Raw genomic sequence first — 23,479 nt, forward strand, 5'->3', positions numbered from 1 at the left:
CTTAGGCGCCGAGCGCGGTCTTAGCGGCCGCGAGGGCATCGGCGATGCCGGCGGCGTTCTTGCCACCGGCCTGGGCCATGTTGGGACGGCCGCCACCGCGACCGTCGACCAGGCCCGCGATCTGCTTGATCACGTTACCGGCGTGGAAACCGGCCTTGACGGCGTCATCGGAGCCGGCGGCGAGCAGGGCCGGGGTGCCCTTCTCGGTCACGCTGGCGACGACGCAGGCGACAGGACCGGCGACCTTCTGGTGCACGGTATCCCAGACGTTGCGCAGGTCGGCAGCCTCAAGGCCCTGGAGCTCAGCGACGACGAGCTTGTAGCCGTCGAGCTCGACGGCGCCCTCGATGGCGCTGGAGATAGCGTCGGAGGAGCCACCGGTCAGTGCCTTCTTGAGCTTGTTGGAAGTCTCGCGCAGCTCGGCCTGCAGGTTCTCCACGCGGGCGGGAACCTCATCCACGCGGCACTTGAGCGCAGCAGCGGCGGCGTCGACGAGCGCCAGACGGTCGGCCATGTAGTCGAGAGCACCCTTAGAGGTCACGGCCTCAATACGGCGGACGTTGGAGCCCGTAGAGGACTCGGAAATGATCTTGAACAGGCCGATCTCGGCGGTGTTGGCGGCATGGGTGCCACCGCAGAGCTCACGGGAGAACGGCTGGTCCTCGGCGCCCACGGAGACAACGCGGACGACGTCGCCATACTTCTCGCCAAACAGGGCGACAGCACCGGCGGCCTTGGCCTCGTCGATGCCCATGACGCGGGTCACGACCGGCTTGGAGGCGAAGATCTGCTGGTTAACCAGGTCCTCGACAGCCTTGAGCTGCTCGGAGGACAGGGCCTCGAAGTGCGTGAAGTCAAAGCGCAGGTGCTCGGGCGTCACCAGCGAGCCAGCCTGGGAGACATGCTCGCCCAGGACCTGCTTAAGCGCAGCGTCGAGCAGGTGGGTGGCGGTGTGGTTGCGGCGCAGGAAGCCACGGCGCTCGGCGTCGAGCGCGGCGGTCACGGTAGCACCGACGGTCAGCGTACCCTCGGCGACGTGGGCAACGTGAGCATACAGGCCGTTGTGGTTCTTGGTATCGGAAATGGTCAGCGCGACGCCCTCGGCGGAAAGCTCGCCAGCATCGCCCTGCTGGCCACCCATCTCGGCGTAGAACGGGGTGCGGTCGAGCACGACCTCGACGTCCTCGCCGGCGGCAGCGGACTCGACAGACTCGCCGTTGCGCACGATGGCGACAACCTTGGCACCCTCGATCACATCGTTGTCATAGCCGTCGAACTCGGTCGCGGCAACCTTGTCCGAAAGCTCAACCCACACGTCGTTGAAGCTGCCCCAGGCATCGCCCTTGGCATTGGCACGAGCGCGGGCCTTCTGGTCCTCCATGCAGGCGGTGAAGCCGTCCATGTCGACATCGTGGCCAGCGACGCCGGCGATCTCGACGGTCAGGTCGATGGGGAAACCAAAGGTGTCGTGCAGCTTAAAGGCGACATCGCCCGGAAGCACAGCACCCTCGGCAAGCGCTGACAGAGCCTCGTCCAGATAGACGCGACCGTTGTCGAGCGTCGTGGAGAAGCGCTCCTCCTCGGAGGCGACAATGCCCTTGACGAGGGCGACGTTCTTGAGCAGCTCGGGGTAGGCCTCGCCCATCTGAGCGTTGACCTCGTCGATAAACTTGGTCAGGAAGGCGCCCTCGATGCCCAGCAGACGACCGTGGAACACGGCACGGCGGAGCAGGCGGCGAAGGACGTACTCGCGGCCCTCGTTACCGGGCAGGATGCCATCGGAGATCATAAAGTCGACGGCACGGGAGTGGTCGGCGATGATGCGCAGGGAACGGCTGGCGCCGGAGTAATCGTCGGCGTCATAGGTCTTGCCGCTGATCTCCTCACCGAGCTTGATGAGGTGCTGCATCAGATCGCCGTCGTAGTTGGCGGTCTTGTGCTGCATGATAGCGGCCATGCGCTCCAGGCCCATGCCCGTATCGAGGTTGCGGTGCGGCAGCTCCGGCATGGAGCCGTCCTCCTGGCGGTCGTACTGGGTAAACACGAGGTTCCAGAACTCAAGGAAGCGATCGCAGTCGCAGCCGGGCTTGCAGTCGGGACTGCCGCAACCGACCTCCTCGCCCATGTCAAAGTAGATCTCGGAGCACGGACCGCAGGGGCCGGTGGGGCCAGCGGCCCAGAAGTTGTCGTCCTCGCCCAGACGCGAGATGTGATCCTCGGCAACGCCCAGGGAGCGCCACACGTCATGGGTCTCGTCGTCCTCGGTAAAGACGGTGAAGTACAGGCGGTCGAGCGGCAGCTTGAACTCCTTGGTGATGAGCTCAAAGGCCCAAGCGCAAGCCTGCTGCTTGGAGACGCCGCCAAAGGAGAAGTCGCCGAGCATCTCAAAGAAGGACAGGTGACGGCCGTCCTCGCCGATGCAGTCGATGTCGTTGGTGCGGACGCACTTCTGGCAGGAGATCGCGCCGATCTCCTTCATGGTCTTCTTGCCCTGGTAGTACTCCTTAAACTGGTTCATGCCGGCGTTGGCAAGCAGCAGCGAAGGATCGTCGGGGACGAGGGACGAAGAAGGATAGAGCTTAAGACCGCGCTCCTCAAAGAAGTTGAGGAACTTGGAGCGAATCTCGGCCGTAGTCATTGACGGGTAGTCAGCACTCATAGAGGGAATCTCCTCGGTTTCACATCGAAACAGTTCAAACGTAACGATATTACCATCCCACCGCGCCTGTGCAAAAAAGAGGGCCGCCAAACAGCGACCCTCCAGCGAAAGTGCATGTTATTTAGGACTAAGCAATCCTTGAAAAAAAGGCTGCTGTAGAATTACATATAAGACTCACCCGGAAGGAGCGATCGATGAAAAGCAAACGATTTGTCCTGAATGCACTTCTGGCAGCAGCAATATTGACGCTCTTCGTCTTTTCGGACTCATACATGAATCACCAAAGATTTGGATATGCTTTATACGCTGTGTTTTCCGGCGAAACAACTTACAACACCATAGGCTTCATTGACGCAATCTTTTTCTATGTAGTCGGCCCCGTATCAAGCGAACTGGTCGCTTTTGTTGTCAGCTACAACCTGAATCAACAAATCCAAACTCACTCAGCGACTTCGGCCAAACAAGGAATCAATCTCTTCGTAATAATGATAATTCTGCAAATTGCGACAGTGTTGATTATCGCCCTGACCGCAACAAACGTTTTGAAGTATGAGTTCGGATTCATCGCGAGCTGTCTCGTGGCAATTGCCGCGGGTATAGCGGTTTCGTATACGACACCGGCAAAGAAGTAGCTCAACTAACAGGGCCTATTTAGAATCCGAATCGTCCATGGAACCGTCGATGCCGGTTTTGGTGTCGTCGTCCGTATTGGAATCGTCATCCTTAGCGAAGGGGTTCTTGAAAAAGCCTGTCGCGTCGGGCTGAAGACCCGAAAGCTTGATCCAGGGATTATCGAGTTCGGGCTTGGGCATGGCCTTGGCCTCGGGCGCGGTCTCGTTGCCGATGAGCTCGGACTCATAGATGAACGTATCGTCTCCAAGCGCGTCGTAGGCGGCGACCGGGTTGCCCTCGGTATCGCGATACGGCGTGCCCTTAAACACGGCGCCATCGTATGCCACGAGCTGGCGACCGGTCTCGTTCTCAAAGTAGTAGACGAAAATGCCCTTGAGGGCCGCGCACAGCGGAATGGCGATAACCATGCCGATGGGACCCATGAGTGCCGAACCGATAACGAAAGCCGTCAGGCTCATAACGGGATGCACCTGCACCGAGCTCTGCATGACCTTAGGCGAAATGACATTATCGGTGACGTTTTGAGCCACCATGGTCATGACAAGCGTCCACAACGCCAGCATGGGGCTGAACATAAAGCCGAGCACCGTGGCGATCGCCGCACTCACCCAGGGACCGACAACCGGAACCAGGTGCATAATGCCGGTAAAGATAGCCATGAGTGCTGCATACGGATGGCCGATGATCGTAAAACCAATAAAGGCAAGAAAACCGCCACAGATCGATGTGATGACCATGCCACGCATGTAGCCGCCGACCGAACGCGAAAGGATGGCCACCATAAAGCGGTACGAGGTCTCCTTTTCCTGCCCGATGATGGTGCAGACCTCGTGGTGCATGCGGGGATAATCGCAGGCAAGCCAGTAGGCAAGCACCAGACCCAGGAAGATGACGAACAGCTGCGAGGCCGTGTTGGTAATGAGCGGAAACACACCGCGGCCGAGCTCAGCAGCGATTTGCGAGACGTACTTGGACGCTACGGTAACCAACGAAGAAAGATTGTCGTCCAGATACTCCTTGAGCGGCGTGTTGTTGAGCGTCTTAGCGTGCGAGAGCATCTCGTTGAGATCGCCACCCGCAACGCGAAGCTGCTCGGGCAGGCGGCTCAGGACTTCCATGATTTGACCGAGCAAAATAGGCGATAGGATGCAGACGACGCCGACGAGCACGGCAACAACCACAATGAGTGCGATGAGCGAACCGAGGCCACGTCCGACACCGTGATGCTCGAGCCAGTTGGTGATCGGAGACATCACAAAAGCGATGATGGAACCGACAGCGAGAAACTCGATGACCGGTGCCAGGATGCCCATAAGGTTAAAGATGACGGCAGCGATGACAATGCAGCCGACGACGCCCCAAATGCGCAGCGTCAGAATGCGGGTATCGCGAAGCGTGCGGTCGATTTGTTGGGGGTGCTCACTCATGAACGAATCATCACTCCGTCGGGGTCAATCTTATCTTGAATCTTCTTAAGGGTACGGCGCAGCAGGCGCGAGACCTGCACCTGCGAGATGCCAAGCTTCTTGGCAATCTCGATCTGGGTCATGCCCTTAACGAAGCGCAGCTCGATAACCTCGCGCTCGCGCGGCGAGAAATCGCGGATGGCTTCCTCGATTACCAGGCGGTCATCGGTAAAGTCGAGCTCGTTGTCGTCGTCGGCATAGCGATCGAGAATCGAAGGCGCATCATCGGAATCGGACGCACCGGGGGCCTCGATGGGCACCGAGGTGTAAGCCGAGGACGATTCCATGGCTTCGAGCACCTCGTCGACGGTCACGTCCAGGTATTCGGCGATTTCCTCAACCTTGGGCGAACGCTGCAGCTCGTTGGTGAGCTTATCGGTAGCCTGGTTGACCTTGGCCGAGAGCTCCTGCAAACGACGGGGCACGCGCACGCTCCAGCCCTTGTCGCGGAAATGACGCTTAATCTCACCCATAATAGTAGGTGTGGCAAATGTCGTGAACTCGAGCCCGCGCTCAGGGTCAAAGCGGTCGATAGCCTTGAGCAGACCCAAATAGCCGACCTGCAAAAGGTCATCGAGCGGCTCGCCGCGGTTCTTAAATTTGTTGGCAAGAAACCTTACCAGGTTCATATGGGACATGACGAGCTGCTCGCGAGCATCCGGATCACCGGTCTCCTTATAACGACGAAACAGCTCGCGGGTTTTCTCCTTGTCCCAAGCGGTCTTGCCGCTCCGGGAACGTTCGGTCATATTAGATATCCGCCTTGAGGTCGAGGGAAAGCGTTAGGGGCGCTGTAGTCTTTTCGTAGGAGTCGCACACACTTGCAAGAATGAGCTCGGCATACACGGCAGCCTGGTCATCTTCATCGACGGTCGCCTGGTCGCCAAAGGTAAAGGTCATGCCCACATGCGATTCGTCCACATCGAAATTGATCGTGATGTCGTCGCAGTCGACCGCGGTGCACCCAAAGATGAAGGCTTCCTCGGCAGCCATGCGGATATCCTCGATGCGATCGACGGACATAGAGCACAGGGCGCCGACGTTGGCGGCCGTCATGCGCACCAAGCGCGCGAGACGCGGATCACCGGCAACGCTCAGCGTAATGGGGCAGGTTGCTTCACTACTCATCGCAGGACTCCTCGGAGGTCTCGGCAGGCGTATAGGTGTAATACTGAGCAGGCTTAGCAGCGGGCTTCTGAACATCATCGTCGTCAGCAGCGGCATCGTCATCGTCAATCAGAACGCGCTCAGTAGGCTGCTCGGCCTCGGCGGCGGCAGCGGCGAGCTTGCGATCGTCGTCGGCTGCAGGAGCCTTCACCTTATTGAAGAGCTTCTGCACGGCGCCAGCAGCAGAATCAGTCACGCTCGATACGGCATTGCTAGCCTCGGCCACGCTGCCCGTGACCTCGGAGATGTCGCGAACGACCGCCTCAACCTCAACGAGGTTAGACGTCAGAGCATCAACGGCAGTCTTGCTCGACTTGAGGAGCGGCTCAACCTGGGCAAGTGCCGGCGTAAGCTCGTCAACGGCGCCATCGAGCTTTGCCACCACGGGCTGTGCCTCGGCGAGCGTATTGTTAAGGTCACTCACCGTCTTGTCGAGCGAGTCGACGACGGTGCGGGTCTTGCGCAGCGTGAGCGCGAGCTCGACAACAGCCCACACGCCGGCAACGGCGAGCACCAGCAGGGCGATTTGAATGGGACTCATACAAGCCTCCCGAAGGAATCGAAATACAGACGTTTTTCATGGTACCCCAAAGAAGGGCAAAGATACCCAAAGGGAATGCGCGAGGCGCCAATGGCCTACTTGGGAGCGTTGCCGCTACGGTCGCGCTCGCTTTGCTCCACACGCCACTCTTCCCAACCGCGGCCGGCAGGCTGCCAGAACGCACCGCGCTCCAACCCCTCGGGCAAATAGCGCTGATCGACCCAGCCTTCGGGATAATCGTGCGGGTACTTGTATACACCGTACTCGTCGCTGCCGGGACGGTGACGATCGCGCAGGTAGCTGGGCACCTCGCGAAGACCACTGCTGTGGATATCGGCCAGCGCCGCATCGATCGAGGCCTCACACGCGTTGGACTTAGGCGCCAGGCACACATAGAGCGCAGCCTGAGCCAGGTTGATGCGACACTCGGGATAGCCAATGACCTCGGCAGATTTAAATGCGGCATGTGCCACCAAAAGCGCCTGCGGGTCGGCGTTGCCAACATCCTCGGAAGCCTGAATCATAATGCGGCGAGCGATAAACTTGGGATCCTCCCCCGCATCGATCATGCGCGCAAGCCAATAAATGGTGGCATCGGGATCGCTGCCTCGCATGGACTTGATGAACGCGCTAATAATGTCGTAGTGCATATCACCGTTTTTGTCATACGAAAACCCACGACGCGGATTGGCGATCTTCACGTCATCCACGGTAATGGGATAGCGTTCCCCCGCCGCCGGCGCTGGCGTTCCCTCGGTATCGGGACGCGTAACGGCAATCTCACTCGCAAGCTCGAGCGTCGTGAGCGCCGAGCGCGCATCACCCGCGGCCAGCGTGCAAATGGTCTTGACTGTATCCTCATCGGCCGAGAACTTACCGTTTAAACCCTGCGGCGCCTCGAGCGCACGCTCAATGAGCGTGGCGATATCCTCGTCCTTCAGGTGCTCAAGCTCTACCACACGCCCACGCGAGAGCAATGCCGAGTTGACCTCAAAGTACGGGTTTTCCGTCGTGGCGCCAATCATAATGACGGTGCGGTTCTCGACCGCATGCAGCAGGGCATCTTGCTGCGATTTCGAAAAGCGATGGATCTCATCGATAAACAGAATGGTGCGGCGGTCGTAGGTGTTCAGACGGGTCTTAGCCTCATCGATTACGCGGCGCAGGTCCTTCACAGTGCCCGTCACGGCGCTGACCTCGACAAACTCGCTCTTGGTATGGTTGGCGATAATGTGGGCCAGCGTCGTCTTGCCCGTGCCAGCCGGGCCGTACAGAATCACGCTCGACAGCACGTCATGCTCAATCGCGGCGCGCAGCCACGAGCCCTTACCGACGGCCTTTTGCTGGCCCACATACTCGTCGAGCGAATTGGGGCGCATACGCACCGCAAGCGGCGCATTTTTAAAGGAGCGCTCGCGCGTCGAAGCAGAAAAAAGGTCGTCCATAGCCATCCCGTGCATTAATCAAAATCGTTGTTGACCAACAGTATACCGAAAGGATACGAACTACCGTTCGTTAATATAGGTGCGGTGCGGAAACTTTAGACCTGGGAACAATTTGCTCGTCAGCTCGCAGAAATAACCATCCGTCATGCTTGCGATGTAATCGACGACGGCCTGATCCTTGTCGTCCTGCCAAGCATAGGTGCGGCCATAATAGGAAAGCTGCTGCTCAATACGCGAAATGTGGTGCTTAAAGATGTAGGAGGACTCGTCACCCTCGTTTATATCCTGCAGGCAACGGTCGTAGAGCTTTTCGAAGGCCTCGCGCAGTTCCGCTTCAGAGTCGCCTTCGATACCGCCCTTGCTATAGATCTTCTCGTAGTTCTCGCGCTTAGCCCGGCGGATCTCCTCAAACAGGTCCCCGCTCATCTCGATACGCGGTTTGCCGTAGCTATGCTCAACGATATCGATGGATGCGTGCGTGAGAATCCAGCTGTTATAGGCGCCGCCCCGACCGTCGTCAAAAGCGTCGGGCGACAGCAGGCCAGCCGCAATGGCGTCCTGGCGATCGCGCCCAACGTAGGCAAGGATATCCGAGATGCGAACCACGCAACCCTCGAGTGTCATGGGACGCAGGTGCTCAATCGCGCTATAGCCTGTGGCAATGCATTCCTCGACGGTTCGGTCGAACTGGTCAAAGGAACCCATGTCCGAAAGCTCAAAAACACGCTGCTCGTACTCGCCGTTATGGCATAGCACGCCATCGAGCGTTTGAAGCGACACGTTGCGACCGTACAGCGCATCGAGGACGCGGACCGACTGCACGTTATGGAAAAAGAAGCGACCCGTACGCTCGTGATAGATATCGTTGAGGAATCGCTCGCCGGCATGGCCAAAGGGCGTGTGACCCAAGTCGTGGCCTAAGCCAATCGCCTCGATCAGATCGCAGTTGAGCCCCAGAGCACGTCCGATATCACGCGCGATGCGCGAGACAAGCTGCACGTGCAGGCCTCGGCGCGACAGGTCATCGTTACTGCGAAAACTGAAGACCTGAGTTTTGCCGGCGTATCGGGCATACGCAGGCAGATGAAGAATCTTTTCGGTATCGCGCATAAAGGCCGGACGCATGAGCGTGCCCTCGTCTGCGGCTCGATCAACGCGACGGATGACCTGGTCATCGTCGCAACGGTACGGGTTGACATAGCCCGAAGCACGATCTGCGGCAATGCGCTCGACAAGTTCGGGCGATAACGCCGAGGGAATACGGTCCATGCGCGCCTTAATGACGGCCGTTTCTTGATTAGATGCCATGGCATGCTCCTTAAGAAGGATGCGCAATCGGTTACAATGTGCAGCCCACGACCTCGATTATGGCAAAAATCGGCACCAAAAACGGCAGCAAAGGCAGGGAGCGCGATTTTGTGAAGAGGCAGGAGAGGGCAAGGGCCAGGAGCGCGACGGCAAATGCCACGATGCCGCCCATAGGGTCGAGCGTGCAAAGCGCGAAGAGCGCCTTGGCGTCCCCCATGCCAATGCCAGGGACGTGGCGAACACGACGCCAGAGTGACTCAGTAAGCACAAGGGCAAGGTAGACGATGACCGCAAGACCGGCGTGGTCAAACGCCGTGTTAACACCCTTGTCGAGCCAAACGCCTGCAAGCGCCGCCACCGCACACGCGCCGGCAAGCTGATTGGGAAACCGCCGCTCACGGGCATCAATCACCGCGCCGGCAAAGATACAAATCCAAAACGGGATATAGACCATCGTGCACCTCCATGAACAGCTGCTCAAAAGCAAAAACCACCACAAAGGTACAGGCACCTTTGTGGTGGTTTTGATGGTGGTTATTTGGCGCCTTGCATGACCTCGTCGAGGGTAACGTTGACGGCGTGCTGCGTCGGGACCCAGTCGACCTTTAGGAACAGCGCTGCCACCGTGATGGGGATATAGCTGAACATAAAGATCGGGAAGGTAAACAGGTTGGTCACCAGGCGCCACTTTTGCGCACAATGAATGTGCTTGTACTCAAAGATGGTCGTAAGTAGCGCCAGGATAAAGAAGGTCTGGTACATCATCGCGAAGGTCATAATGAGCGAGGCGGCACAAGCCTGCATCTCGACCTCGGTGGCCAAGAAGCCATGCGAAAGCCCGCCCACGATGAGAAAGGTAGCGTTGGCGAGCATGGAGATCAGGGACAGCAACATGCCCGGAGCGATGGTCATAAACATGTCATATGCGGCAAAGCGATGATAGCAAAACGTCGATTTGACCAGATGCTTACCGTAGGTAAAGAACACCTGGTAGAAGCCCTTGGTCCAGCGCATACGCTGCTTCCAAGACGCTTTAAACGTCACGGGTTGCTCGTCAAAAAACTCCGCCGGCGCATAGCCAATGCGAATGCCGTGAATGGCGCAGAACGTGGTGAACTGAATATCCTCGGTCAGCGTGTGGAACTGCCAGCCGTGCATACCCTCGATAACACTGGCGGAGATGAGGTAGCCCGAACCCGAGACGGCACAGGACGTCTTGCAGATATTACGCGCGTTGTTAAGGAAACGCGCCTCGCGCAGGTACCAAGTGGCGTTGGCAGCCGAGATCCACGAGCTGCCAAAGTTCTTGGAGTTGCGGTAGCTTGTGACCACATGGAATCCCTGGTCAAAGGCGTCATTCATCTTGGAGACGTAATCGCGGGAGATAACGTTGTCGGCATCGAAGATAAAGTAGCCCTCAAAGGTATCGGGATACTCGTTAAGAATGCGGTCAAAACCAAAGTCCATGACCCAGCTCTTGCCTTTACGGGCCAGGTCGTTTCGCTCGTACACGACAGCGCCCGCCTCGCGCGCGAGCTGCGCGGTGTTATCGGTGCAGGCATCGGCGACGACAAAGACCTCGATGAGCTCGGACGGATAATCCTGGTCCTTGATGGAGCGAACGAGGTTGGCGATAACGGCCTCCTCGTTGTGTGCTGCAATAAAGAAGGCATACCGGTGGAGTTTTTTGGCCTTGGGAGGCGCGACCTCGCCGCGGAGAGCACCGATGACAAAGAAGACCACCTGGTACAAGAAGCAGACCGTGAGCAGCGTGACGACAATCTGGTTGAAGATCACGATGGGTGTGTTGGTTTGTAAAAAGGCGAGCATGCAGGCTCCCAGGAACGCGTTACGTAAACAACCGTATATCTTACCGCAGGCTAGGGGCGTTCAAAAAAACCACCTAATACTGGCTAGGCTTCGAGCAGGCCGAGCTGCGGTACGATTTCGTCGCCGGCAGCAGTGCGACCAAGCGAACGCGGGGCTAAGTCGTCGAGGACGGCGGCGAGATCCCACGGCAGCTCGTCGCGGCACTCAATGCGCTCTCCCGTCACGGGATGATCGAACGCCACGCGCCAGGAATGGAGGAATTGCCTGGTCAGACCCTGATCGGCACGCGCATCGCACTTACCGTAGAGCGGATCGCCCACGCAGGCGTGGTTGATGTGGCGCATGTGCACGCGAATCTGATGCGTGCGACCGGTAAACAGGTGACACTCAACGAGTGTGTAGCCGTCATCAAAGCGCGTGGAATCAAAGCGCTCAAGGACCTTAAAGGTCGTGATGGCCTGGCGTGCAAAAGGATCATCGGAAACCGCCATCTTGACACGGTCACGTGTAGAACGGGCAATACCGGTGTTGATGGTGCCCTCGTCCATGGCGATGTGCCCGTGAACGAGCGTAATGTAGCGGCGGTCGAGCGTGCGCGTACGGATAAGGTTTTGGAGCGCGCGCTGGGTGTCGTCGTCCTTTGCCGCAAGCATGAGACCCGAGGTATCGCGATCCAAACGATGCACGATACCGGGGCGGTCCTCGCCCTGCACGGTGCCCAGATGGTCGATACCGCAGTGATAGACCAGCGCATTCGCGAGCGTACCGCTCTCATGACCATGCGCAGGATGGCACACCAGGCCGCGCTGCTTGGAGAGCACGATGAGGTAGTCGTCCTCGTAGCGGATATCGAGCGGGATGGCCTCGGGAATCACATCGGTGGGATCGTGCGGCTCGGGCAAATCAACCGAAATACGGTCACCGGCTCGCACGGCGTACTTTTTGGACAAGCAGGTCTCGCCATTGACCACTACGGCCCCGCCCTCAATCAGATGCGCGCAGGCAGAACGCGTGGGACATCCATCGTTGGCGCCCAGATAGGCGTCAAGACGCTGACCAGCGGCATCATCGGCAACAAGGATATGGATGTCGGCCATTAGCGCTCATTCCTTTCGCGAATCTTGCGGGCACGCTCCCCACGCTGCTTGGCTTTGCGCTTGGCGCGGGCCTCGTCACGGGCGTTAAGCTCGGCGGTCGCATCGACCTCACGGGCCGCGGGGCTCAAGAACATGTAGCCAAAGAGGGCGAGCACGACGCCCACGGTAATGCCGATATCGGCAACATTGAAGACGGGGAAGTCAATGAAGGTGGTGGCAATAAAATCGGTCACGAAGCCAAAGGCCAAACGATCGATCGCGTTACCGATAGCACCACCCGCAACCATCGCCATGCCCACAACCTCAAGATGGGCGAGCTGAGGTGCACGAACGAGGTACACGACAATAGCGATAATGACCGCCAACGCCAGCACGGCAAACGCGATACCATGCCCCTCACCCATGCTGAAGGCAGCACCGATATTGCGGACAAACATAAAGTCGATGACACCAGGGGTGACGGTCACATGCAAAGCGTCGCCCACGGCACGAACCGCAAGCTTGGTCAGCTGGTCAACAAGCAGCACAGCCAGCGCCACCCCACCAGCAACACCCAACCGCCAACGCAAAGGCGGCGTCATATCCCCAGCACGACCCAAATCAATCCCCTACCCTCAAGAACATCGAATTACGTTTAACGCAGTAGATAATCATACATTGACGCAGGCAAGAAGCGACAAATCTCCCAAGAACGGAAACACCGCAGGTAGAGCATAAATGAGCGAGCGGGTCGCATTTGAGACAAGGTGACGTGAAACGAAAGGGCGCTGACCTTCTGGTCGCGCCCTTGAAGTTGAACGTCAGATTGTCCAAATGCGGCCCGCGCAGCGTCGGCAGGTCCGCCGTTCGGTAGAACGGCGGAACCTAAAGGGCATTCGCACACCTCTTGCAAATGTGAGCGTGACCGTTGTACTCGCCAACGGTGGTGCGGTAATTCCAGCAACGGTCGCAGCACTCGCCCTCGGCAGCCTCGATGGCAACGGAGAGGTCCTCGCCCTGGGTCAGTTCAACAGCGGAGACGATGTAGAACTCGGCCAGGTCGACGGCCTTGTCGCCGGTCAGCAGCGCATACATCTCGGCGGGAACGACTGCCTTGACGCGGACCTGCTGGCTCTTAGTGAAGGTGCCGGCGGAGCGGGCATCCTCAAGGGCCTTGGTCACGGCGCTACGGAGCTCGAGCGAAGCCTCAAGCACGCCCTCAAACTCATTGGCCTCGTCGACCGTAATGGGCGACTTATACCAATCGAGCAGCGCGGCGTACTTCTGGTGATCGACGCAGCCGGTGGGTGCATAGGCCATGGCCTCGTCGACCGTGTAGGACAGGATCGGCTGCAGGTCGCGCATGAGCATCGAGAAGAGCTCGGCAAGCACGGTCTGGGCGCTCCGGCGCTCGAGCGAGCCGGGCTTCTCGCAGTACAGACGGTCCTTCAGGGCGTCGAGATACACGTTGGACAGCTCGGTAACCACAAAGTCGTAAAGCGCACGGTAGGCGCGCGGGAACTCGTAGCTAGCGTAGGCGTCGTCGACCTCGGCCTGGACCTGGGTCAGGCGGGCAACCATGAGCTTGTCGAGCGGCAGCAGGTCGGCAAAGGCGACGCCGTCGGTCTCGGGCTCAAACTGACCCTCGAGCTCGGAGAGCAGGAAGCGCAGCGTGTTGCGGAAACGACGGTAGGCATCGGACGTGCGAGCAAGAATCTCGTGGTCGATGGACACGTCGGAGCTGGTATCGACGGAAGCAACCCACAGGCGGATGATGTCGGCGCCCATCTCGTCACAGACCTTGTTGGGGTCGATAACGTTGCCGAGTGACTTGGACATCTTACGGCCCTGGCCGTCGAGGGTGAAGCCCTGCGAGACGACCGCCTTGTACGGAGCGTGGCCGTTGGCGCCCACCGAGGTGAGCAGCGAGCTCTGGAACCAACCGCGGTGCTGGTCAGAGCCCTCGAGGTAGACGTCCGCCGGGTACTCCAGCTCGGGACGGTACTCGCAGACGGCCTTCCAAGACACGCCGGAGTCCCACCACACGTCAAGGATGTCCTTATCAGCCTTGAGGTGATGGCCACCGCACTTGGGGCAGACGCAGGCCTCGCCCAGATAGCTCTCAGGAGCGTCGGTGAACCAGGCGTCGGAGCCCTTCTCGTGGAAGAGCTTAATGACGGCGTCGAGCGTGGCGTCGTTCATGACCTTCTCGCCGCAGTCGGCGCATGTGTAACTGGGGATAGGCACGCCCCAGTTGCGCTGGCGGCTGATGCACCAGTCGGGACGCTGCTCGACCATGGCGCCGATGCGGTTGGCGGCGTGAGCCGGATACCACTTGACGTTCTCACGGACCTCCTTGCCAGCCTGCTCGCGCAAACCGGTCTTGTCCATCGAGACGAACCACTGGTCGGTAGCACGGAAGAGCACCGGGTGCTTGCAGCGCCAGCAGTGCGGATAGCTGTGCGTGATCTTCTTCTCGAGAACCAGGGTGCCGCGCTCGCGCAGGAACTCGATGATGTGCGGGTTGGCCTCATCGGTATCCATGCCGCTGAAGGGGCCGCCGGTGCCAAACTCCTCGCCGGTGTAGAACTTGCCGTCGTCATCGACCGGCATGCAGATGTCGGTGATGCCCTCCTTGAGGCAGGCGAAGTAGTCGTCGACGCCGTGGCCGGGCGAGTTGTGGACGATACCGGTACCGTCATCGACACCGACGTAATCGGCCAGCAGCGCCACGCCCTCAACGCCGTCAAAGATCGGCTGCTTGTAGTGGATGTGGTGGAAGGTCTCGGCGGAAACCACGTAGGGCTTGCCATCGACCATGACCGGGGTGTACTCCCAGCCAAACTCCTCACAACACTTAGGAGCCAGGTCCTCGAGCATGACCTCGGCACGGCCCTCGTGCTCAACGGCGACATAGGCGGCGCCGGGCTTAAGGGAAACGGCCTGGTCGGAGGGGATGGTCCACGGCGTGGTCGTCCAGATGATAAAGTCGACCGGGCCGTCGAAGTTCTCGAGGCCGGCGGGCTTGGAGGTCATCTCAAAGCGCACGAAAATGGACGGGCTCGTCTCGTCGGAATACTCGATCTCGGCCTCGGCGAGTGCGGTGTGGCAATGCTTGCACCAGTGAACCGGCTTGTGGCCGCGATAGATCATGCCCTTATCGAACATGGCCTTGAAGACCTCGATGTCGGCGGCATCATGCTGGTGATAGAGCGTCAGATAGGGGTTGTCCCAGTCGCCGAGCACGCCCAGACGACGGAAGCCGGCCTTCTGCAGCTCGATGTTCTCGACAGCGAACTTGTTGCAGAGCTCGCGGATCTTAGCCGTGGAGGTCTGGTTGAACTTCTCGGTGCCGAGCTTCTCCTCGACCTTGTGCTCGATCGGCTGACCATGGCAGTCCCAACCGGGGACGTAGGGAACCTCATAGCCCTGCATCATCCAGTAGCGGTTGATCATGTCCTTGGAGATCTTATTCATGGCGTGGCCGATGTGGATCGGACCGTTGGCGTACGGAGGGCCGTCGTGCAGCACGAACTTCTTGTGACCCTCGTTCTTCTTCAGAACCTGCTCGTAGACCTTGTTGTCCTGCCAGTCCTTGAGTCGCTTGGGCTCGGACTTGGAAAGACCGGCACGCATGGGAAAACCGGTCTTGGGCAGATTCATCGTCTGCTTGTACTCGTTTGCCACGGTACCCCTTTCATGTCGTGGGCGCGCACGCCCTCTGGGCACCAAAAAAGCGCCCGTCCCTACAAGCTGGGACGAAGCGCCACAAACGGGCTGCACGCCCGCAAAAGCTCTTCGCTTAACCACCCAGCTTAGATGCCCTCGCCCGCGTATTCGCGCGCTCGCATCCGTTACTCGGCTGGTCTGTATCGACGACCATCTCGGCGATGTCTACTAAGACGAACCTACGCGGCACGTCCGTTGGGACCGCAGCTCCGGGGTGATTTTCATCGGTCGCATGCACGGGTTCTCAGCGCTCCCCGCTCTCTGTAGCATGCGGACGGCCGACTACTCGTCCCCATCAACGCTTATACGGAGTATGCTAGCACGTTCCGCACCGGCGAAAAACCCTCAACACTGGTTTTATACGTTCGAAATTTCTTGCGGCCGTGGACCTTCTCTTGGAGCAAAATACCTGTAAGCACTTTATCGAACGAAAGAAGATTGCTATGCGCACGATCGGAATGAGCGACTATACCGTTGGCGAAGACTGCTTTGACGAGCTGCACGGCGCGTTGGCCGAGTACGGAGCAACCAAGGTCGCCATCATTGGTGGTAAACGAGCACTGGCCGCAGCACTTCCCGGTATCGAAGCTGCGCTGGCAGGTACCGACGTCGAGATTCTGGAGACGCGCGTCTACGGCACCAACAGTACGCGCGCAAATATCGCCAAGGTCGTAAACTCCCCTGCCTGCCAGGAAGCTGACGTGCTTATCGCATGCGGCGGCGGCAAAGCGCTCGACACCGTCAAGACGGCGGCCATCGAGCTCAAGAAGATCGTCTTTACGGTACCGACGATCTGCTCCAACTGCTCGGCCGCGACCGCCATTGCCGTTGTCTACAACGACGACGGCTCGCTCGAGGGCTATTCGTACCCCAACCGCCCCGCGCACATCTTCATCAACCCCAAGATCATCGCCGAGGCTCCGGCGGAGTACTTCTGGGCGGGCGTGGGCGATGCCCTGTCCAAGCAGCCCGAGGTCGAGTACGCCACGAGCGCCGGCAACCTGGAGCACACCGCAGGTCTTGGCCTGGCGCTCGCACACACCTGCTCCGAGCCGCTGTTTACCTATGGCGTGCAGGGTCTTGAGGACGTTCGCCAGAACCTGTCGACCGAAGCCGTCAAGCAGATCGCGCTCGATATCGTGGTCAACACGGGCTACGTCTCCAACCTGACCAACCAAAACGATTACTACTACAACTCGAGCGTGGCGCATGCGTTCTACAACGCCACCTGCAGCATTCCGCGCGAGGGCTCCTACCTGCACGGCGAGGTCGTAAGCCTGGGTGTGCTGGTACTGTTCGCCTATACGGGCGATACCGAGAACCTTGAGCGCTACTCAGCCTTTAACAAGCAGATGGGACTGCCCGTGACGCTTGAGCAGGTCGGGCTTTCCGAGTCCGATATCCCCGCCCTGTGCGAGTACGCGCACACCACCAACGAGTGGAAGCAGGGAAACCCCGAGCCCTTCACCGACGAAAAGTTCGCCGCCGCCATCAAGGCTGCCGACGCTTACGGCCACACGCTCTAGGACTGGCCCAAAACCACCACAAAGGGGACAGGCACCTTTCTGGTGGTTTTTTATTGCTCCAGCATTCAGTTCGTACTCGAACCCGATTCTTTACGAGAAAGGGTTCGAGTACGTTTTTTGTTTATCGGAAATTCTGCGGAAGGACTACTCGGAACGGTAAACAGGAACGAACAGAGGCAGGGTATCATCATGGTGATGGTATCCTGCCTTTTGTTTTGCGGGATCAAGGTCGCTTTATGCGAACTTGATCGCCACTTATATGGCGCATTGATGGCAATTGCTTCGTACGTGCATACCGGGAGCCTGTACACCTCTGGCAAGGCGTAACACACTAGACTTTGTTCCAAAGTCCGTGTGCTAAGGGGGCAGGCCCCTTAGAATTCCTGTGGAGTGTGTACGCACGTACGCAGGAAAACGGCAAAATTTCGCTATATCAGGGCGTTCTTTCATTGGAGAGTATGGTATACACGGCTTAGTTCAACAAATAAGAATTTATATATAAAGGAGAATATTGATGAAACTGTTTTTATGTTCTCACTTTTCAAGTGTAGGAAGTCTGATAAAGGAAGAAATTGAAAATAAAAAAGTCGCATTTATTCCAACAGCTTCGCTGCGTGAAGGCTACACCGGTTATGTCGGCTCGGCTCGAAAATTATTCAAAAAGTTGAGAGCAATCGTAACTGAAATTGATATTTCAACGGAGGCTTATTCAACGATACAGTCTCTTTTTGAAGATGCGGATGTGATCTATTTTACCGGCGGAAATTCTTTTTTCCTTATAGACCAGCTCCGTAAAACGGGAACGGATGAGCTGTTGAAGAAAGAATTGGCAAAGGGAAAACTGATGATTGGTGAATCGGCAGGTGCGATTGTATGCGCTCCAAGCATCCAATATATCGAGCAAATGGATGAAAAGCCGGAGGACTACTCACAAGAAGATGATGCAGGGCTTAATTTGATTGATTTCTATGTTCTTCCGCATTATCTTACAGCACCATTTAAGAAAGTTACCGAGAAGATAATGACTGAGTTTTCGGATTTGAATCTATGCCCAATTAACAACCGTCAGGGAATTGTAATTGATGGTGAATGTTCAAAGGTAATTTGCAAAGACTAATTTGAATATTTCAGTTTGCTGTACTCATTCCTAGCAGGGTTTGGGGCGGGCACGCCCCAACAAGAAGCTGTCCCAAAGGGGCAAGAATGGGGACTGCGGACGATTTCTTGGACCGCTACGCGGCCCTTCCCAGCGCGGCGCGGAACTCGGCCGGCGTGCGGCCGCCGAGCGCATCGCTGCGCCTCTCCGTATTGTAGCGGCCGATCCAGGCCCCGAGCTCCTCGATGAAGCGGGCGGGGGCCCAGCCCGACCAGTCCCTGCCGTGCCAGAACTCCCTCTTGAGCAGGCCGAAGAAGCCCTCCATCGCGGCGTTGTCCGGGCTGCAGCCCTTGGCGGACTGGATTGGCTACACTGATGTGGACAGTTCCGGGAGGGGCGCAAGAGACGGGAAGGCCGTGTGCGCGTTCCTGCGTGAGGGCCGCGGGGAGGGGCTGCCTGGGTACGGCGCCTGTCAACTCGGTCTACGTCTTTGATGACCGGGTCGTACTCAATATCAACTTCACGGATGATGCCAAAACGGTCACCCGTGAGGAAGTGTTGGGTTCGAGTGCTATGGACAATGTTCCAGCATGCTGGGATCGAATTCGCTTGCCGGGATCACGCGGTAGCCGTGGCGCAGGAGCAGGTCAACGAAGACACCGTTACCCGTTGTGAGCGTGCCGCTGAAGGATCCGTCGTAGATATGGCCCACGCCGCACGACGGACTGCGATCCTGCAAAATGCACGCAACAATCTCGGACGGGCCGCCCGCCTGCTCGCACATATCGAGCGCACGTTGAGCACCCTGGCGAAACTCGCGATCAACCGACACGCCCTCGCAGGTACGAACCTCTCCGTTCACAATCTCGGACGGCTTGCGCGGTGTAGGCAAGCCACCAAAAACCTCAGGGCATACCAACAGGACCTCGGTCCCCGTACGCTCGCAAGCCTCGACCAGCTCGCGATGGTAGTTGTCGAGCCCGTTATACTTGCAGCTCTCGCCCATCAAACAGGCACTTACCACGATCTTCATATACAACTCTCCCCACGCAAAACGCCCCATTTGAGATGGACACTCAAATGGGGCGATTGACACTGTGCAACTAGTATTACTGCTGCTTTGGCATCAGCGGGTTCTCGCGCGTGAGGAGATTCATAAACTCCTCACCCGTGATCGTCTCCTTCTTGTACAGATAACGAGCCAGCTCGTGGAGCTTAAACTTGTTCTCCTTGAGAATCTGCAGGGCGCGGTCATGCGCATCCTCGATCAGCTTGGCGACAATCGCGTCCACGCGCTCGGCCGTACCGGGGGCGCAGGTGAGAGACGTGTCCTGGTTGAGGTACGCATTCTGAACGGTACCGAGTGCCATCATGCCAAACTCATCGGACATACCAAAGCGCGTCACCATGTTACGGGCGAGCTTGGTGGCCTGCTCGATATCGTTGGCTGCGCCGGTCGTCATCTCACCAAAGATGAGCTCCTCGGCTGCACGGCCACCGCAATAGACGGCGAGCTTGTCCAGGACCTCCTGGCGTGTGGTCAGGAAGCGCTCATCCTCCTCGACCTGCATGGTGTAGCCCAGAGCACCGCTCGTGCGCGGTACGATGGTAATCTTCGTGACCGGCGCAGAGCCCTTCTGGCGAGCGGCAACGATGGCATGGCCGATTTCGTGGTAAGAAACGACCTGCTTCTCGTGATCGGACAGCACCGTGGACTTGCGCTGCTGACCGGCGATGACGACCTCCACCGACTCCTCAAAATCGTCCTGCGTGGCGCGCTTGCGACCCTCGCGGACGGCACGCAGGGCGCCCTCGTTGATGATATTGGCCAGGTCGGCGCCCGAGGCACCGGGCGTGGCGCGGGCAATCGCGGTCAGGTCGATCGGCGGCTGAGTCTTCACGCTCTTGGCATGCAGCTCAAGGATGTTCTTACGGCCGGTCAGGTCGGGCAGCTCAACGGGGATGCGGCGGTCAAAACGACCGGGGCGCAACAGGGCCGGGTCAAGGCTGTCGGGTCGGTTGGTAGCAGCGAGAACGACAATACCCTTGTGGTTATCGAAGCCGTCCATCTCGGTCAGCAGCTGGTTGAGCGTCTGCTCGCGCTCGTCGTTGCCACTAAAGCCGCCGCCATCGCGCTTCTTGCCGATGGTATCGATCTCATCGATAAAAACGATGCACGGGGCCTTTTCCTTGGCCTGCTTAAACAGGTCACGCACCTTAGCAGCGCCGCGACCGACAAACATCTCAACAAACTCCGAGCCCGAAATGCTAAAGAACGGAACACCGGCCTCGCCGGCCACAGCCTTGGCAAGCAGGGTCTTACCGGTACCCGGAGGGCCGACAAGAAGAGCACCGCGCGGCAGCTTGGCGCCGATCTCCTCGTAGCGCTGCGGCTTCTCCAGAAAGTCGACGACCTCCTTAAGGGATTCCTTGGCCTCTTCCTGGCCAGCAACGTCCTTAAAGGTCACGCCCACATCCTTGGAAGCGATAACGCGAGCACCGGACTTGCCCAGTCCGCCGCCGCCAAAACCACCGCCGCCAAAGTTCATCGACGGACCGTCATCGCCCATGGCCTTCTTCATGCGACGATTGAGCCACCAACCGATGAGGAAGAAGATAGCCATGGGAAGAATGAGCGTAAGCAGGTAGTAAGTCATCAGACCCGAGTTCTTATCGGGGACAACAGATTCCAGCGAGGCGCCGGATTCAAGCACGCGATCGGTAAAGCCCGCATCGTTTGGCACACCGGTCGTCTTGTAGGCGATGTTCTCGTCCTCGCCCTTCTTGGTGTAATAAATCGTGTAATCGTCCGTATTGTATTCGACCTTGTCGACACTCTTCTTATCGAGCGCTTTGACAAAGGTCGAGTAATCGGTCTTCGTAATCTGCTGCGTGTGACCGATGTTGGGGAACAGAACGGTCGAGAGCACGAGGTAGACGACGAAGGCGATGAGCACGTAGAGGATCATATTCCGTCTACGTTTGTTGTCATCCATCTCCATCTGCTTGAACTCCATCTACTGGGGTTGATAATGCTTTCTAGAATACCCAACCCGAGCGACGATAAACCGACGCCGGGCACGAAAGGACAGAGATGGCATCACTGGAAGTCGGCAAGGTTCAGATCTACACGGGCGACGGCAAGGGCAAGACGACGGCTGCGCTGGGGCTTGCACTGCGCGCCACGGGCTATGGACTTAACGTGCTTATGCTGCAGTTTGCCAAGAAGCTGCACTGCGCCGAGCATGATGCGGCGCCCCGTTTAGGTCTGCGCATCGTACAAGCCGACCGCGACACGCCCGAAGCCTGTGCCGCACAGATCATGGAGCTGGCGCGCGAGCAGATTAGCCAAGTCGACGTTCTGATTCTGGACGAATTTGGCGAGGCCATGCGCCGTGGATTTGTGACGCGCGTGGATGTCGAAGCGCTGATCGCGACAAAGCCCGCCACCACGGAGCTCGTGCTCACCGGCCGCGGTCTGCTGCCCCTCGCCGATCTGGCAGACCTGGTCACCGAAATGCGCCCCGTCAAACACTACTTCGACGAAGGCCTCCTAGCCCGCCAAGGCATCGAATACTAGCCATTGCGGACGTCCCCAATGGCTAGGCAGTGGCGCGGCCTAGCCAGTTGCCGCTGTGATGATAGACGGTGAACATCGTGGCGGTTATTACCCAGGTTACGGGGTAGACCAGCAGCAGATGCTCGAGCGAGGGGTCGAGCGGCATAATCGCGAACACCCACGCCACGCGGAGCACGACCGTGCCGAATATCGTCAGCATCATAGGCTGGAAGCTCACGCCAGCGCCACGGATGGAGCCGGACGCGTTTTCGATAATCGAGAAGATCGCGTAGAACGGCGCGATGAAATGAAGAATCGTCGTGGTGTAGGCCGAAATTGCGGCATCGTCGATAAACAGACGCGAAAGCGGGCCCGAGAATACCAGCAGCACGGCAGACAGGCCACCGATAAGCACAAACGACAGCACGAGCGACGTGTGGTATCCCTTTCGCATGCGTTCGTAATTGCGCGCACCAAAGTTCTGCGCCGAGAACGTGGTGATCGACACGCCGAGTGCCTCGGTCACCATCCAGATAATGCCGTCCAGGCGACCGGAAAGACCCCAAGCGGTCGTGACATCGGCTCCAAACGAGTTGACCGACACCTGAATCAAAACGTTGGAGATCGAATACGCCGCAGACTGAACGCCCAGCGGCAAACCGCACGAAAGCATGCTCTTGCAAATGCCGCGATCGATACCGAGTTTGGATAGCGACAACCGCCACGCCCCCGGAGCGCGCATCATGCGGATCACAATCATCGTGGCATTGGTGCAGATAGTCAGCGCCACCGCGATGCCGCAGCCCAGCGCTTCCATGTGCAGCACGGCGACAAAGAGAATGTCGAGTGCAACGTTGACGAAGCAGCCGGAGGCAATAATGACCGCCGGACCGCGCGTGTCGCCCACGGCGCGCAACAACGCCGTCCCCATATTGAGCAGCAGCGCCGCAAACATGGCGGCAAAGTAGCAACGGGCATACGCCACACCCTCGGCCAGCAGCTCATGCGGCGTATTCATCAACACAAGCATCGGCTCGACAAACACCATGCCCAGAATGGAAATGACAATGCCGCCCACCAGCGCGAGCGTCATGGCCGTATGGACCGATAGGCTCAAGCGCTCGTCATCGTGCTGACCAAAAAACTGGCCGGTAATAACGGCACAGCCAGCACCAACACCGACGCAAAAACCAATGCAGAGCTCCGTAAGCACCATCGTGGCCTGAATGCCACCCAGTGCGAGCTTGCCGCCAAACTGGCCGACGATATACGTACCAATAAGCGTGTAAGCCTGCTGAAAAAACGAGCTAAAGAAGATAGGGACGCACAGCGACAGCAGCTGTTGCCAAATGACACCCTGCGTTACATCGATAGCCGTAGATTTCTTAGCCACACGCCCTCCCCACCAGCGTACGTCAAACAACAAAACGGCAATTTAAGACCA

Annotated in this window: 20 protein-coding genes; 4 read left to right on the forward strand and 16 right to left on the reverse strand. The window is 58.5% G+C overall.

All coding sequences use genetic code 11. The features are described from left to right. Position 1 precedes the first annotated feature (1 nt). Entirely contained in the window at positions 2 to 2,659 is a 2,658-nt protein-coding gene (alaS, locus tag DW925_RS03405) for an alanine--tRNA ligase (protein WP_117790361.1), read from the reverse strand. A 194-nt stretch (positions 2,660 to 2,853) separates the two neighbouring features. On the opposite strand from alaS, the gene DW925_RS03410 reads away from it, so the two are divergent. After that, positions 2,854 to 3,291, forward strand: coding sequence for a hypothetical protein (locus DW925_RS03410; protein ID WP_117790362.1), 438 nt, complete (start codon positions 2,854 to 2,856; stop codon positions 3,289 to 3,291). Positions 3,292 to 3,306: 15 nt separating this feature from the next. Here the strand turns inward: DW925_RS03410 and DW925_RS03415 are convergent, their stop codons facing one another. From DW925_RS03415 to ileS, 11 genes are all read right to left on the reverse strand, one after another. Continuing rightward, positions 3,307 to 4,719 carry an AI-2E family transporter gene (locus DW925_RS03415; RefSeq protein ID WP_117790363.1) on the reverse strand — a complete coding sequence of 471 codons (1,413 nt, stop codon included), beginning with the start codon at positions 4,717 to 4,719 and terminating at the stop codon, positions 3,307 to 3,309. Continuing rightward, a complete protein-coding gene (locus DW925_RS03420) occupies positions 4,716 to 5,507 on the reverse strand; it encodes an RNA polymerase sigma factor SigF (protein WP_117790364.1) in 792 nt (263 codons plus the stop codon). Before DW925_RS03420 ends, DW925_RS03415 begins: the two co-directional genes overlap by 4 nt. A 1-nt stretch (position 5,508) precedes the next feature. Next, a complete protein-coding gene (locus DW925_RS03425; protein ID WP_117790365.1) occupies positions 5,509 to 5,886 on the reverse strand; it encodes an ATP-binding protein in 378 nt (125 codons plus the stop codon). Then, positions 5,879 to 6,466, reverse strand: coding sequence for a hypothetical protein (locus DW925_RS03430; RefSeq protein ID WP_117790366.1), 588 nt, complete (start codon positions 6,464 to 6,466; stop codon positions 5,879 to 5,881). Before DW925_RS03430 ends, DW925_RS03425 begins: the two co-directional genes overlap by 8 nt. A gap of 95 nt (positions 6,467 to 6,561) precedes the next feature. After that, complete coding sequence (locus tag DW925_RS03435) at positions 6,562 to 7,911, reverse strand: replication-associated recombination protein A (RefSeq protein ID WP_164473304.1); 1,350 nt, start codon at positions 7,909 to 7,911, stop codon at positions 6,562 to 6,564. 60 nt (positions 7,912 to 7,971) lie between these two features. Next, a complete protein-coding gene (locus DW925_RS03440; protein WP_117790368.1) occupies positions 7,972 to 9,219 on the reverse strand; it encodes a deoxyguanosinetriphosphate triphosphohydrolase family protein in 1,248 nt (415 codons plus the stop codon). Between the two features lie 31 nt (positions 9,220 to 9,250). Beyond that, the gene (locus tag DW925_RS03445; RefSeq protein ID WP_117790369.1) at positions 9,251 to 9,673 is read right to left on the reverse strand and encodes a prepilin peptidase; all 423 of its coding nucleotides are present in this window, start codon (positions 9,671 to 9,673) and stop codon (positions 9,251 to 9,253) included. 80 nt (positions 9,674 to 9,753) lie between these two features. Continuing rightward, positions 9,754 to 11,049: a glycosyltransferase family 2 protein gene (locus tag DW925_RS03450; RefSeq protein ID WP_117773846.1), complete on the reverse strand. Its 1,296-nt coding sequence runs from the start codon at positions 11,047 to 11,049 to the stop codon at positions 9,754 to 9,756. Positions 11,050 to 11,132: 83 nt separating this feature from the next. Then, positions 11,133 to 12,146, reverse strand: coding sequence for an RluA family pseudouridine synthase (locus tag DW925_RS03455; RefSeq protein WP_117790370.1), 1,014 nt, complete (start codon positions 12,144 to 12,146; stop codon positions 11,133 to 11,135). Further along, entirely contained in the window at positions 12,146 to 12,673 is a 528-nt protein-coding gene (gene lspA / locus DW925_RS03460; protein ID WP_233540221.1) for a signal peptidase II, read from the reverse strand. Before lspA ends, DW925_RS03455 begins: the two co-directional genes overlap by 1 nt. Before the next feature lie 337 nt (positions 12,674 to 13,010). Then, positions 13,011 to 15,788, reverse strand: a complete 2,778-nt coding sequence (ileS, locus tag DW925_RS03465) for an isoleucine--tRNA ligase (RefSeq protein ID WP_369831906.1) — start codon at positions 15,786 to 15,788, stop codon at positions 13,011 to 13,013. A 509-nt stretch (positions 15,789 to 16,297) separates the two neighbouring features. Between ileS and DW925_RS03470 the strand changes: the two genes are divergently transcribed. Both DW925_RS03470 and DW925_RS03475 read left to right on the forward strand, forming a co-directional pair. Then, positions 16,298 to 17,380 (forward strand): iron-containing alcohol dehydrogenase family protein, encoded by a 1,083-nt coding sequence (locus tag DW925_RS03470; protein ID WP_117790373.1) that lies wholly within the window; start codon positions 16,298 to 16,300, stop codon positions 17,378 to 17,380. Positions 17,381 to 17,894: 514 nt separating this feature from the next. Next, positions 17,895 to 18,497 (forward strand): Type 1 glutamine amidotransferase-like domain-containing protein, encoded by a 603-nt coding sequence (locus tag DW925_RS03475; RefSeq protein WP_117790374.1) that lies wholly within the window; start codon positions 17,895 to 17,897, stop codon positions 18,495 to 18,497. A gap of 115 nt (positions 18,498 to 18,612) precedes the next feature. Here DW925_RS03475 and DW925_RS03480 read toward each other — a convergent pair whose 3' ends face one another. From DW925_RS03480 to ftsH, 3 genes are all read right to left on the reverse strand, one after another. Further along, positions 18,613 to 18,840: an integrase core domain-containing protein gene (locus DW925_RS03480; protein ID WP_255413152.1), complete on the reverse strand. Its 228-nt coding sequence runs from the start codon at positions 18,838 to 18,840 to the stop codon at positions 18,613 to 18,615. Between the two features lie 207 nt (positions 18,841 to 19,047). After that, positions 19,048 to 19,509, reverse strand: a complete 462-nt coding sequence (locus DW925_RS03490; RefSeq protein WP_117564140.1) for a DUF523 domain-containing protein — start codon at positions 19,507 to 19,509, stop codon at positions 19,048 to 19,050. Positions 19,510 to 19,585: 76 nt separating this feature from the next. Continuing rightward, a complete protein-coding gene (gene ftsH, locus DW925_RS03495; protein WP_198019956.1) occupies positions 19,586 to 21,478 on the reverse strand; it encodes an ATP-dependent zinc metalloprotease FtsH in 1,893 nt (630 codons plus the stop codon). Between the two features lie 92 nt (positions 21,479 to 21,570). Here ftsH and DW925_RS03500 point away from each other — a divergent pair, with 92 nt between their 5' ends. Next, a complete protein-coding gene (locus DW925_RS03500; RefSeq protein WP_117637754.1) occupies positions 21,571 to 22,056 on the forward strand; it encodes a cob(I)yrinic acid a,c-diamide adenosyltransferase in 486 nt (161 codons plus the stop codon). Between the two features lie 22 nt (positions 22,057 to 22,078). On the opposite strand, the gene DW925_RS03505 is transcribed toward DW925_RS03500, so the two are convergent. Beyond that, positions 22,079 to 23,428 (reverse strand): MATE family efflux transporter, encoded by a 1,350-nt coding sequence (locus tag DW925_RS03505; RefSeq protein WP_117637755.1) that lies wholly within the window; start codon positions 23,426 to 23,428, stop codon positions 22,079 to 22,081. Between the last annotated feature and the right edge of the window lie 51 nt (positions 23,429 to 23,479).

This window comes from Collinsella sp. AM43-1, from assembly GCF_003467925.1.
Taxonomy (GTDB): domain Bacteria; phylum Actinomycetota; class Coriobacteriia; order Coriobacteriales; family Coriobacteriaceae; genus Collinsella.